Origin of the sequence: Bacillus horti, from assembly GCF_030813115.1 — a bacterium.
Taxonomy (GTDB): domain Bacteria; phylum Bacillota; class Bacilli; order Caldalkalibacillales; family JCM-10596; genus Bacillus_CH; species Bacillus_CH horti.
Window position 1 is genome coordinate 16517 of record NZ_JAUSTY010000032.1, and the last position, 12559, is coordinate 29075.

Below are 12559 nucleotides of genomic sequence, written 5' to 3' on the forward strand. Positions count from 1 at the left end.
GTATATAGTAAGGTGACGATCGCATCACCACCCTACTCTTGATAAACTTTTTAAATTTAAGCGTGATCAATCAGCATTTCCCACAAGCGTTCATCCTCCTGCCCAATGGTCCACATGCCCACACCTAAAATACCGAATTCATAAGCAGCTATATCGGCTATACGAAGCATCGTATCAGCGTCTGGGAACACGACAATGCTAAAACCATCTGCATCGCCTAAGAATAGGTTACTGACCCAAGCCCCTATGTCCTTTACTCGCAATTCAACAGGATAATCCTGAGGAGCAGACAGCTCGAAAATAGAAGAATGAACATAATCCCAATCTAAGCTTAAGGATGTAGGCAATCCATCCTCTCCCTTTTGCCGCGTATCTCTTTCTTCCCCTTCTAATAACTGAAAAAAGCCCCAATGCTGATTCCATGTTACTCCTATCCGCGGTATTCGCCCTAAGGTTTCCCAATCTCCATTAGGCAGCTTCACTTCTAGGGCTTCCTGTGGATAGTACCAATGAGCGTCTGCTGCTATAAGCAGATCTGTTGTCATGGTCACATCAGATTTTAGACCGAAGGAGCTTTGCGGGGAAGAGCTAAGCTGTCTTGTTAAGATTTTCGTCGTCCCAAGATAGCCGCAAACCTCTCTACCTCTAACTCGTACTCTGATTGTATACATCGTCCCTGATCTCAAGGGGTTACTAGGATAATATGTTCCTAATAAGCTTTCTCCCTCGTACAAATCAATTCTTCCATAATGGGTATTGACACATAGCCATACGTTCCCAAACACAACCCCTGCCCGACCGTAAAGCTGGTCTAGACGAAGAGTAGCCCGAACAGATAAATGCTCGAACTGATCATACGTAATTCTGACCTCCCCACTTCCTGTCAGCCAGCTGTAGGGTCTTGCGCTAGGGTCCGAGGTAGACTTTGCAACCTGCCAGCTTCCTGAAACTATGTTGTACATATTGGAGGGTAGAACTCTATCCCAATCTCGAAAGTCGTCATACCACACATGAACGTGCTCAGGTGCTCTGCGTAGTGTTTCAAGTGTTAGCTTGAATTTATTTTCATGGGGCCAAGCTGGATTTCTATCACGATCTGTAAAAGTTCGGGGCTTTAACGTGTAGGCCGCCTCTCCCGCATAGTGCTCGTCAGAGAAGCTTTGGCACACACGAAATCCATAAAATTGTGTGTTGACCTGACTATCTTGACCACGCAGCTCTAATGTATGGGTTCCACTTGAAAGCTGGAAGCGACCTATACTTACCCAATGAGTCGTTCTGAAATAGGGGTACCATTGAGGAACATTTCCAACCGTGTGCCTCTGACCATTCAGCATAAAGCCTAACCTTTGGTTACTCCACCAGGGAAAGTTTACACGCACCACAAGATCATACTGACCAGTCGTAGACACACTGAACTGCCACCTGGCGTAGCCTGGATCCTCATAGCCAATAATGTTGCCATTCCCATCCCTTAACGGTGCTGGTGTTCTTGGATAAACAAAGTCGAATGATTGATCCTCCCCCATTGCTCCTGATCGTGAAACATAATCCGTCCCTCGTTGATCAACAACAGTTCCTGTAAAGCTAGTCACCTGTCTCTTAGAATAGGCAGTTAGAAACCTCTTTCCATCATAGCTTTCTCTAGTAAGACTCGTTGAATCTACATCATCTGCTCCTGGATAATCATAAACATGCAAATAGAGCCAATGACAGTAGTCCGTATCCTCATAAAAGCTGGCATAAGGGATGTAGGCTTGAGTTTCCGTCCCCGTCCGATATTGATCTGTATGAGACAAGTCGCCTAGCATCCATCTTAGAAAGGGCTCAAAGCCACCTGCTACTCCTCTCCAGTTGTTGCTCTGACCAACGTTTTCAGGGTAATCTGTAATTTGCCAGCGGTGGCCATACGCCGGTGCTCCCGTAAATACTTGTTCTGGATGGAAGGCCTGGGTCGCATATCGTAAAACGGATCTCAGCCATGGGATCGGAGTGGTAGCTCCAGGAGCTGATCCTGACCAAGCAAAGCCATAGGTCATGATTTGAGCCGTATCACATAACGGAGCAATTCGTTCATACTCACACCAATTTTCCGGTCCTACCGTTACACCTGGTCCCGTCATTGGAGGTAAATCAATATGAACATGTCGATTGGAAGCTCGTCCTTTTACTTCACTATAGAAACGTTCTAGTAATGTATAAATCTCTTCCTTCAAATCATTTGGGCCACGTTCTAGATCAATATCAACACCATCACACCAAGAGAACTCATCTAAAATACGATGTAGCTCACCTATTAATCGATTTTGAGCGGCGGGGTCTGTTAAAATGGATCTAAAAATAGATTCAAAGCCGTCATTTTTTATTGTTAAGAGCATCGTAATATGCGGCCACTGCTCCTTAACCTGCTGAGCCACCTGCATAATATCCTGTAGGACAGGTGTACGACCTGCTTCATTGTTTTCTATCGTATCCACGCTGCTCCAAAGACTTCCGTCATGCCTTACATCAAAAAAGAAAAGCCCTAGCTGGGTCAGCTTAGGGCCAATTCGTCTCATGCTTTCTAAATGACCTTTTGTCCTGGGCCAGGTCATAAATTGACGATGTTTCGTCCTATTCGTCTGCATCCTATACACCTCACTTCTCACTTCGCTAAAAGCCTAGCTTTGGCTTCTTTTCTGCAACTTACTCATTCATCAGCACTTACGTTCTTACCCTACCATTTTTCACCTTTTAACCAGGTATCCACTTCACATAGCATATAGCCTGAGCCTGTCCAGATGTGCTCCGCGTCCCCGCTTCTCTTAAGATCTACGTGAAATTTGCCGAACAAGCCCGGAATCGTATGGTAAAAGCCTGTAAATTGAGAGGTCAATTCTCGATTTACAGCCACTATACGAGAGCTCGCTTTAAACTCTAGCAGGCTGCTTGCTTGAAGTGGACGTTCTAAAATAAACGTACGTGTGCGATGAAAGTGGGCAAAAGATACGCCTCTAGAAGGGTGAGGACTGGTCGAGAGAAGTGTATAATCCATTCCTCCCGTTACTCGACTGTCGATATACTGCTCCTCAGCAGGGAGTGCTCGATTAGGAATCCCTAACACCTTCGCTCCACGAATAACGGCATTAAAATGTCTTTTTATCAGCGGCTCTGGGGTAGAATCCTCACCACTTGTGTACTCCCTGCTCAGCATTTCTCGATTGGCTAGAATATGCCCTGTACTTGTCCCACCTTCTTGCAGCTGTAAATCAGAGAAATTCAGCTCGCCTTCACAATCCTCCATCACCAATCGTATGTCCACTTCCTGTACAGCCTTATCAGGTAGGATATCAAAAGTACGAAAATAGCGGGTCCAGAGATCATTTTGCATCCTTCACTTCACCTCCCTTCACCTTCTCAGACTATGAGCTTCGTGTTTCTATGCCCTTTATCCATCAAAGGACCACCTGATTTCTGAAGGATGGCCAGTCCAGACGGTAGCCACCGTCCCGCCCTGTAGCATAATATCCGTCACACGAACCTCTCCTGTGCTATTTTCAACGATTGGACGGACTTCCACATACTCGACTCGTTTACCCGAATTGGCTGTCACAGTCAGAGCGTGTACGTCAAAATACATCGCTTCCACATCCTTTCTAGCGTATATGTTATTCTACTATAGACTTTACTTCACATTTTCAGTGCCCTTCTCTTATGCTTTTTGTGTTCTTACGTGAGTTAGAAAAAACTCTTATACTTTTAAATCCCTGATGATCTTCTTGTTAAGCAAAAGCTAGGAAGCGAACATCACTCGTCCCATCTGTATACTTGATTTCTATTTCGACCCCAATACGAGCATTTTCCCCTTTGGTAAGTTCCGAAGTAGATGCTCGGAGACTTAGGGTATATTGATCACGATGAGAAGGGTATACCTTTTGACTAAGTGTTTTAGCCACTCCCATGCTTCCTTCACAACGGAAGGAGGCTTCACCGCTATAGCCAAACTCTGGATCAATCGTCCAGCCATTATTGACCCAATACGCATCTCCATTTTCCGCTCTTGAATTCAGGATATAGTTAAAAACCATAAGATTAAGCATATCCTGATGATTAACGGTATCCTCACTCTGAAGATTGCTGGCTACCTCTGAAACAGACCGCAAGAGTTCCTCTAAGCCTGGCTGAATGGAGGCAAGCTCTAGCTGTGTGTTCCAAGGCTCTAGGATGTTGTATTTCCATTTTACAATCTGTGTCTTCAGATTGACCTCAAGCTCGGCATCAAACACATTCACTAAATCCCCCAGCTTAAAGTATTCATGCTCTAAGCCAGCTAAGTGAGACAGGTCAGACGCACTTATTTTATATGAGGCCCTAGGAACGGACAGCTTATCCAGGATCTCCTCCGCCTTTTCCTTCAAATGATAGGGATTAGTGAAGCGATTATCCTTGAAGGAGCGCACGCGCACTTGATTTGTATATTGAAAGTTTTCAATATACTCACTGAATTCATTGGCGTCGGCAATGGTCATTCCATTTTTGCCATAGGGATATAAGCGTGTGATCAGATCCTGTGTATCGTACTCCGCCTCAAGGCTTTTCATATTTTTTCGATAAATAATCGCAATCCCAGGATCCTCATACTCATGGGCAATAAGATCAACCGTTTTTGTCCTGCTGCGGAATATCAACGCTCCTCCCCATAGATCTGACACCTCACGTAGAGCTTTTAAACGATTGGTTAAACCTAGATCAAGTGTAAGATTTCGGTTAAGCTGGACATCGATTTTTCCCACTCGCCAGCCTGTTCCCTCAAGAATATCTCTCATAGGGATACCCGGCTTTACATCCTCCCACTCAGCTACCTCCAACGGAGCCGCATATTGCAGATTGTACCAGTCTGCTTCGGCATAAACCCATATCGTTTTCATCCCACTATCCTCACGGGACTTTATGATTTTTCGAATCACATACTCCTCGCCTATGAGCTTTATGATATTTTCATTCCGTAGATAAACCGCCTTTGGATCATGGAAGGGCAGAACAAATTCCAAGGAGTCGGCACCATTCATTTCTTGTGTAAGCATGATTTCACTTGCCTGATCAAGAATAGCTAGCGTCTGGCGGCGCTGATCCAAAACAATTAGAGAAGCTCCAGCCAATCGTTGTTCAGGAGAATCCTCAGGAGCTCTACCAAATTGGTTGTATAAGCTTTTTCCTAGATCATTATATGAATGTATTCCCCACTGATTGTAGCGACTCATAGGCTCACGCCCTTCTTATCCAGACACAAGGATAATGTGTGCGGAATAATAGCTCCCCTGTAGCTGGAAAGGTATCTGGCAGGGCACCGTAAGGCTGGCTGACTCTAATCGCACCGGCTGGAGCCCCTTGTAGTGAGTTATCCATGCCAATCGGGTAAGTAAATTCCCTAGCCATTCCGGATAAACCTGGAGCACTATTGGAATTACGAACTAACCAATACAGACCAGGAGTCAGGGTCACATTAATCTCAGCCGTCTTCACTCCAGTTTCTGTTACAGGCAACGTTCCAGCATCTACCATTCGCTCACCTGGATAACAGGAGCCATTATCCTTGTATACTCCTAAACGGGCCGTACCTGTAGTAGCTGGAACATCCACTCGAATCCCTAATGCATTATAGCTGCTTGTCTCAGTGACCAGAAAAGGATACGCATCAAACAAATTGGCTCCAATTAAAATAGACTCTGAAGTAGGTCCTGCCACAGCTGTATTTGTCCTCCAAGAGCCGCTTGGCTGAAAAATAGGGGCGAGGGCCCCTATTTGATCAAACACTTCAGCATCAGCAATAATGTATTCGAAGTCCGCTGTCACTTCATCTTCTGGAGTCTGCTGCTCCAAAAAGATAATAACTCCATAGGCAGGCTGAATCTCGTATTCACTAGACGAAACCTGCTCACCATTCCGATAAATGATCGGGGAAGGAGAGTCTAACCAATTCCTCACTGTCCCTTCATAAATACGATAATGAAGCTCAGCACTCTCTTGATCAGCAACTGGCTGTAGATCATGCCCAGCCATAGCCCCACTCTTCATCGTTAACACTCGCTCAAGCTTCGTAATGGAATGCTGGATTCCAGATAGATGTGCTGCTAATATATCTTCACTCTTAAGATCCTGAAAAGGTGTAAATACCATTGTTTCTCCTCCTTATTTCCATCTACTTCGACACGTAACAGTGACCTCTTGAAAGCTAGCTTCTCCTGTTGTATGGAGCTCAAGTGTGTTCGCACCGGAAATAGCTTTAGGGAAGTTAAGACTACTAATTAGATTAATCGCACTAGCTACTCTCCCGTCAGCATGCCTAATTTTCGCTGTCATCAGAGCAGAATCCAGCATTAGGGTGTCCCCCTCTAGAAGCTGCCCCGAAAAAGCAATGGTTCGATCATTTAAAGTCACACTAAGCTTGTCCGCTGCCGTACACTGACCCTCCACCTCAATCAAAGGAAATGACGTTTCCGTTCCACGTCTCTCAAAATCATAGAGGCCTTGCTCAGAAAAAGTAAAAATATCATCCTCTACAGCGTAGGCAAATGGATCAGGAACAAGAAAAACCAGTTCTCCACGCCCAACGGTTAAAAGCTGTTCAAGCTCTGTCGTGTCCTTGAGTACGGCGTAGTACTTTTTATCTGCTTCATCATCAAAAATAAGCTCTCTTAGTCCTTCCTCGGGACTTAGCCACGCCCCTACTTTTCTTCGTGCCGTTTGAAAAGTCAGCAGTTGGTCTGCTACCAAGGCTAATTCAACATGCAATTCTAATGGATCATACTGATAGCCAAAATATAAGCTACCGTGACGTTCTGGGATGACCATTGTTTTCGCTTGAATCGGGGGAAGCACGGGTCTACTAATCTGTATGACAGAAAGACCCATATCTCTACTATGAATTCCTTGATAAGAAAATCCTACAGTTGGCATTATACATTCACCCCCGAGGCTCGTAGTGATCTTCGCTGATACTGATACAGTCGCTGAGAGATCCTTTCGATATCTGCTTCCTCACGTACAACAAGCTCACTAATCGTTATATTCTGCACCATACCACCGTTTGTCGTGGAACTTATCTGACCGCTTGTCCTAAATGAAGGGTCAATAGACGGAACATGGAGCATATGCTTCATATCTGCCTGCACTTTGGGGATTCCCTTTGTAATAGACGAGCTAATAGGTCCAGCAAAATCAAGACGGTTCAAATCAGACAAAGGTCCTTCCTTAGCTGGAGAAAAGGGTAGCAGGTTCCTAACCTTTTGCACCAAATCCTTAGCAACTTGAATCACTTTACTTGCTGCGTTTCTAATCCCTTGGGAAAACATATCGATTAACCCTTTCCCTGCATTTAAAAAGCTTGTTTTGAGTGTGTTCCACATGTTCTGGAAAATGCTCAACAGCTTTGGTCCAATCATCTGAGCGGCAGATATCAGCTTTCCAATTAGAGATACTGAAAATAAGTTGGTAATAATTGAAAACAAATTCGAGGCAATCGACTTAATGTTATCCCATAAGCCTCTCCAGTTCCCTGTGAATAAATTGATGAAGCCCTGCACAATGTTCATGACAATGTTAATGGCACTTCTAATAATATTTTTAATGCTCTCCCATGTCCCAAGAATGAGATTTCCAACGAGCTCCCAGCCCCATTTCATCAATGTAACCACACCATTCATGATAGGATTTAATATTCCCATGATGATGTTTAGTGCTGTACGGATGACCGTTTGAATGGCATTCCAAACACCCGTGATTAAGGCACTAACATAGGGCCAAGCCCACTCCATAATCGCCACAATCGCGTTAATAATAGGAGATAAAAAAGCCATGATCCCATTCCAAATACTCTCGAAGATCTGCTTGATCTGAGGCCATATTTCCATCCACCATTCCTTCACTCGATTAAATTCCTCTGTAAAAAACGATACAAAGGCGTCAACGGCAGGCTGTATAAAAGACCAAATCGCTTCCCATACGGTAATCACTGTTTCTTTAATTTGATCCCAATACAAATAAAAAATAGCTGCTACAGCAATAACAGCTAGAATAATTAGCCCTATGGGACTCATTAATGCTGTACTCAAAGCTAGCCCCAGTGCTTTGATAGCTCCAATTAAGGGACCAATGGTGCCCGCTAGGCTCATAAAGGTTGTTCCTACCATTAAAGCGCTGGTTACAACGCTTGTTAAAGAGCCTCCTAATGTAAATATACTTGTCATAAATCCTTCCACACTGTCCGTGTTAATCGTCATATTTTCTCTAAGTGTGGAAAACTCGCTTCCTAAGGTAGATATGGCAGATTTCGTTTCACCAAAGGCTGCATTTGTAGCTGCGAACTTTTCCCTTGTGTTACTAAATTCCGTTCCAATTTCTTGAGCGGATGTTCTAACCTGCTGAAAAGCACTAGAATTGGTGACCACATTCTTAATTTCTGTGGCTAAGTTACTTAATGGGGTTGTATCAATCCCCAAACTTGATGCGAGAGAGCTAAAGCCCTGACGGAATTCAGTAAAAGCCTGCTTTGTTTGATTTAGTGAAGCTTTTGCTTCATTCATCCCAGAGCTTACCTGAGCCCCCATCTGCTTAACCTGCTGGCCTACCTCGTTAAGCTGTCTAGCATAGTTCACTAGATTGGCCATACTTCCTGCGAGCCCCTGAATGTCTGCTGCTTGAGTGGACACCTGCTCACCTCCTTGGCGATCGTGATTTTGCTTTTCGATCCATCTCTTTTTGTTCCTTCTCCATGTCCTCAGCCTTTATTCTGTAAAAGGCCATCCATTCTGTTAATTCCGTGCTAGAGATTCCTTCTAGCAGTTCAGCAACCGTACACCCTAAGCGATCCGCTAAATCAAAGTAAAATCTGCGCTCAGGGTGTTCCTTTAGTTTTTTACCGCACTCTCCACAGCCTGTGCATCCAGACCTGAAAGGGTCATAGCCACTTGTACAAGCTTTTCAATGACCCCACCGTTTTTAGCATTTAGAGCATCCCGATCCTCTGGCTGAAACACAGGCTCCTTCGATTCAGGATCATGCACAGTAAGGATCAGTAGCTCAGGGTACATGCGTTCAAAGTTAATGGCACCCTGCTTGTCTATATTGTTCTGAAGTAATCTAGCTCTTTTTGCCCCATTTAACCCTCGGATTAGTACCTCTGTCTCCCATTCATCAATGTGTACGACCTTCTCCTTAATATCCTTAACCGCTAAAATTTTCTCTCTCAAGTTAGCCAAAGCTAATCACTCTCCCTTCTTTATCTGCCACAGCTTCAAATTCTATACTTTCCTCAACAACGGCCTCCTGACTCGCTGTTACTTCTACCGTGCTCAATAATGCCCAAAGCTTTACAGCTGGTATATCCGATTCATCTGTATAAAACTCAAGAACAACAGGCTTGCCCTTGTGAAAATTGTCTACAAACAAATCGCTTGTCGTAAACCATTTGGCGATGGAGCCCGTTACATCTTTCTTTCCTTGAACTCTGTTCATTTGTGCTGAATGAAAGGCTGGTATCGTTTGATTGTCACTTTCTAACGTGAATGTATACTCATAAGCACCTGCTACGTTCGTTAACGGAACATACTCTCCACTCACACGGAAAAGCTGACCCTCCTGCTCTTCTGCAAAAGTGATCTTTCCTTCTAAACGGTTCAGTTCATACTCATTTTCTGGTACCACAATCCACAATCCGTCTGGATTCTCCTCATCCTCTGCATCCAGCAGTCTCTCTACTGTTATAAAAGCTACTCTGTCCCAAACCCTTTTGGAGCGGTCACTGATGACAAATTCTTTTTCTTCTGTATTAGTCATCATACTTTCTGCTTCAAATGGAATAGCTTCACCCGACACGAAGATATCCGCTTTATAGCCTGATATAGCCATATTCTTTCCTCCTTACCTTTAGTGTTTAAGGTCTTCTTTTCTTACTCTTGTCTTTCTAGTGCTGACCTTCCATTTCATAAATCCCTATTCATTTAGAAAAAGAAAACCTGGCTAACCGTAGATGTGTGTACACCTATGGTTAAGCCAAGCTCTCTTTACCTTTGCTTTTGATAGCCTCATAGTTTCCTAGCTTAATAGCTAGAACATAAATTTAATATAACAAGTTTTTAAATTAATTCTTTGGAACCTTGCGTCTGCGCAAAGCTTATACAGCACTAATAGCACCTGAGCCTTCTACTTCAATAGCAACCTCAACCGTTCCCTCAGCACTAGCTGTCACCTCATAGCTGGATACCTTAACCTCCTGCTCGAATCCACTCTCTCCATCTGGAAGGAACTGAACATATAAAGGTGTGTTGTTCAGCCAAGCATCACGGATAGCCACCTGTCCTGCAGTGTTACTTGGATCATAGAACCCGTTTAAGCTATAGCTTGAATCCTTTAAGCCTTGAAGACGTTGAATAAAATCTGAACCAAACGTACTCACGTCCTGATTATCCCCTTCATTGGTCATCGTTGCTTCATTTAATTGTAGGACCTCGCTAAAGCTTGTCCCATCCGTAGATACGTTTACCTTTAATTTTCTCCCTGCTAATGCCATTGTTCATGACCTCCTCATTGTTTTTCATATATTTCATGCTTTTGTGTTTCATGTTTTTTTATGTTTTCGTGTTCTTCCTATTAATTACTCTTCATTTTTCTATACTCTCTGCACAATCATCCGATAAATAGCTTGAACCTGCCTATTATCTGCCTCTTCTGTTGCATCTTCTACAACGGCTGCACCACTCTGGTAATCCAAGCTCACTAGCTCAAAGTGCTGCATGGGCAAATCTATATGTCTAAGCCCATTGGTCAGGGATTGCAGAATATCATAGGCTTCAGAATAGCCTTGTTCACCACTATAAATACGAATGGTCGACTGCACCTCTAAACTCTGCTGTTCAAACGTATTTAACGGCGTTTCAGTCGCCTCACCTATCACAATATAAGGCAGTGATGAATCGATTGGAGTATGATCAAACACTCCTGAAACCTTTACCATTAAATCACCATCTGCTCTACAAGCTTGTAATAACGCCTGCTGTATTTCTATTAGGGCACTCATAAGAATCCCCCTTCCCACACTTTTTTGTCAGTCTTCTTTTTGTTCACACTAAAAACTATGCCTGTCCTGTACATAAAACATTATCCAGGATGCAGGAGCCAAACCAAGCCCATAGGCCTCACCTCCTTTAAAAAATGGACAAGAAAAAAGACATCCTCTGAATCAGGGTGTCTTATCTATCATTTATTTAAAAAGTCTATGCACATTCTCGTCATGTAGGTCATTCATATAAATAAGTTTCAATTGGTAGTCAATAAATCATTAATCAAATAATAGATAGAATTCCCTTCAGGCTTATCTCCAGCTTGGCCATAAGCTGCCTTCTTAGCACATGAATACTGCTTTCTGAATAGCCTAGCTCCAAGGATATTTTGCGAATAGACCACCGCTGAAAATAGCGATATTGCACAAACCTCTTCTCTAGTTCATCAAGCTCTTCCAATGATTGATCAATAGAGTCAACAATGACTTGGTATTTTTGAATTTCGCGTTGTAGCTGTAGAGCCTTCTTTGATTCCAACCGTTCAATAGCACACTCTTCGGTCGAGCTCCATTTTGAAGCATAGTTCATGGAGCCCTCACGTATTTCATAATTCGTAGTCGTTCTCGGCTGGATAAACTCAATCTGATTACTCAAGTTGTTCATTCCTACCTTGTACTGCCTATACTGCTTAAGATGAAATTCGATCTCTCTAATAACAGAGTTACGCGTCTTCTTATCCTCCTGAACGGTCATTTTGACACCCCTTTCTTTTTGTTTAGCTTTTGTTACACGAACTGGATTGTATCAAGAATAACATGTCCAATAGAGCAAAATGTTCTGTAATTATATTGCAAATACGTAAACTTTCTGTTGGAAAACTTGTGCAAAAATACAGAACGTGTGTTCTTATTATAAAACCTTTGCGTATTTTTTGCAATAAGTAATTATGGAAACAGTGCGCGAAAACATATACGTCTAGAAACCATTAGAAACCATCGAAGTAACTGAGCATATCTTATCACGTATCTTACACGCATTTAAGCACATAAAAAAAGCCGTACTTAGCCCAAATTAAAGTGCACCCTTTGTAAAGGACATTTAAAAAAAGCCTAGGCAAGAGCCCTTAGAAGATGATCTCTGTATTGAACAGGGGTCATCTTTTTTCGATTCCATTGGTATCTATAGTGGTTATGGTAGGTCATATATTGCTTAATTTCTTTTTTTATCTCATCTAGAGTTGAACATTCTTTAATAGTGGTTTCATCCTTAAGGTGGCCAAAAAAAGATTCCTGAGGAGCGTTATCCCAACAGTTTCCTTGTCTTGACATGGACTGGCGCAATCCCATTTTTTTGACTAATTTTTGAAAGTCAGGGTGTGTGTAATGAGTTCCCTAATCGGAGTGGATAAGTCCATCCTTTGCTTTCTTAAAGGTTCTGTTCTTTTTTAGTTTTAAAAGCGTGTCGGTAGCTACGTCCATGGTTATGCGGTCTGATACATGATAAGCCAAGGCTTCACCGGTGGT

Annotated in this window: 12 protein-coding genes and 1 pseudogene; all 13 read right to left on the reverse strand. The window is 43.1% G+C overall.

Annotated features, from left to right (window positions below; all coding sequences use genetic code 11):
- Positions 1-56: 56 nt before the first annotated feature.
- Positions 57-2627 (reverse strand): glycosyl hydrolase family 18 protein, encoded by a 2571-nt coding sequence (locus J2S11_RS21575; protein WP_307398172.1) that lies wholly within the window; start codon positions 2625-2627, stop codon positions 57-59.
- 89 nt (positions 2628-2716) lie between these two features.
- Positions 2717-3370, reverse strand: a complete 654-nt coding sequence (locus tag J2S11_RS21580; protein WP_307398174.1) for a hypothetical protein — start codon at positions 3368-3370, stop codon at positions 2717-2719.
- A 57-nt stretch (positions 3371-3427) separates the two neighbouring features.
- Positions 3428-3619 carry a hypothetical protein gene (locus J2S11_RS21585; RefSeq protein ID WP_307398176.1) on the reverse strand — a complete coding sequence of 64 codons (192 nt, stop codon included), beginning with the start codon at positions 3617-3619 and terminating at the stop codon, positions 3428-3430.
- A 142-nt stretch (positions 3620-3761) separates the two neighbouring features.
- On the reverse strand, positions 3762-5240 hold the full coding sequence (locus J2S11_RS21590) for a phage tail spike protein (protein WP_307398178.1): 1479 nt from the start codon (positions 5238-5240) through the stop codon (positions 3762-3764).
- Between the two features lie 4 nt (positions 5241-5244).
- Positions 5245-6156 (reverse strand): hypothetical protein, encoded by a 912-nt coding sequence (locus J2S11_RS21595; RefSeq protein ID WP_307398179.1) that lies wholly within the window; start codon positions 6154-6156, stop codon positions 5245-5247.
- Between the two features lie 12 nt (positions 6157-6168).
- Entirely contained in the window at positions 6169-6936 is a 768-nt protein-coding gene (locus tag J2S11_RS21600; protein ID WP_307398181.1) for a distal tail protein Dit, read from the reverse strand.
- A complete protein-coding gene (locus tag J2S11_RS21605; RefSeq protein ID WP_307398183.1) occupies positions 6936-8687 on the reverse strand; it encodes a phage tail protein in 1752 nt (583 codons plus the stop codon). The genes J2S11_RS21600 and J2S11_RS21605 overlap by 1 nt, the downstream gene beginning before the upstream one ends.
- 198 nt (positions 8688-8885) lie before the next feature.
- Entirely contained in the window at positions 8886-9236 is a 351-nt protein-coding gene (locus tag J2S11_RS21610) for a hypothetical protein (RefSeq protein WP_307398185.1), read from the reverse strand.
- Positions 9229-9885 carry a hypothetical protein gene (locus tag J2S11_RS21615; protein WP_307398186.1) on the reverse strand — a complete coding sequence of 219 codons (657 nt, stop codon included), beginning with the start codon at positions 9883-9885 and terminating at the stop codon, positions 9229-9231. The genes J2S11_RS21610 and J2S11_RS21615 overlap by 8 nt, the downstream gene beginning before the upstream one ends.
- A 265-nt stretch (positions 9886-10150) precedes the next feature.
- Positions 10151-10546 (reverse strand): phage tail tube protein, encoded by a 396-nt coding sequence (locus J2S11_RS21620; RefSeq protein ID WP_307398187.1) that lies wholly within the window; start codon positions 10544-10546, stop codon positions 10151-10153.
- 99 nt (positions 10547-10645) lie between these two features.
- Complete coding sequence (locus J2S11_RS21625; protein WP_307398189.1) at positions 10646-11053, reverse strand: DUF3168 domain-containing protein; 408 nt, start codon at positions 11051-11053, stop codon at positions 10646-10648.
- A 265-nt stretch (positions 11054-11318) separates the two neighbouring features.
- Positions 11319-11789, reverse strand: a complete 471-nt coding sequence (locus J2S11_RS21630; RefSeq protein ID WP_307398191.1) for a sigma-70 family RNA polymerase sigma factor — start codon at positions 11787-11789, stop codon at positions 11319-11321.
- 356 nt (positions 11790-12145) lie between these two features.
- Positions 12146-12559 (reverse strand): annotated as a pseudogene (locus J2S11_RS21635) (IS3 family transposase); the annotation flags it as partial.

What these genes read in the sequence shown, in the direction of transcription:
- J2S11_RS21575 (WP_307398172.1), bottom strand. Translation starts at nt 2,627, where the DNA reads ATGCAGACGAATAGGACGAAACATCGTCAATTTATGACCTGGCCCAGG.
- J2S11_RS21580 (WP_307398174.1), bottom strand. Translation starts at nt 3,370, where the DNA reads ATGCAAAATGATCTCTGGACCCGCTATTTTCGTACTTTTGATATCCTA.
- J2S11_RS21585 (WP_307398176.1), bottom strand. Translation starts at nt 3,619, where the DNA reads ATGTATTTTGACGTACACGCTCTGACTGTGACAGCCAATTCGGGTAAA.
- J2S11_RS21590 (WP_307398178.1), bottom strand. Translation starts at nt 5,240, where the DNA reads ATGAGTCGCTACAATCAGTGGGGAATACATTCATATAATGATCTAGGA.
- J2S11_RS21595 (WP_307398179.1), bottom strand. Translation starts at nt 6,156, where the DNA reads ATGGTATTTACACCTTTTCAGGATCTTAAGAGTGAAGATATATTAGCA.
- J2S11_RS21600 (WP_307398181.1), bottom strand. Translation starts at nt 6,936, where the DNA reads ATGCCAACTGTAGGATTTTCTTATCAAGGAATTCATAGTAGAGATATG.
- J2S11_RS21615 (WP_307398186.1), bottom strand. Translation starts at nt 9,885, where the DNA reads ATGGCTATATCAGGCTATAAAGCGGATATCTTCGTGTCGGGTGAAGCT.
- J2S11_RS21620 (WP_307398187.1), bottom strand. Translation starts at nt 10,546, where the DNA reads ATGGCATTAGCAGGGAGAAAATTAAAGGTAAACGTATCTACGGATGGG.
- J2S11_RS21625 (WP_307398189.1), bottom strand. Translation starts at nt 11,053, where the DNA reads ATGAGTGCCCTAATAGAAATACAGCAGGCGTTATTACAAGCTTGTAGA.
- J2S11_RS21630 (WP_307398191.1), bottom strand. Translation starts at nt 11,789, where the DNA reads ATGACCGTTCAGGAGGATAAGAAGACGCGTAACTCTGTTATTAGAGAG.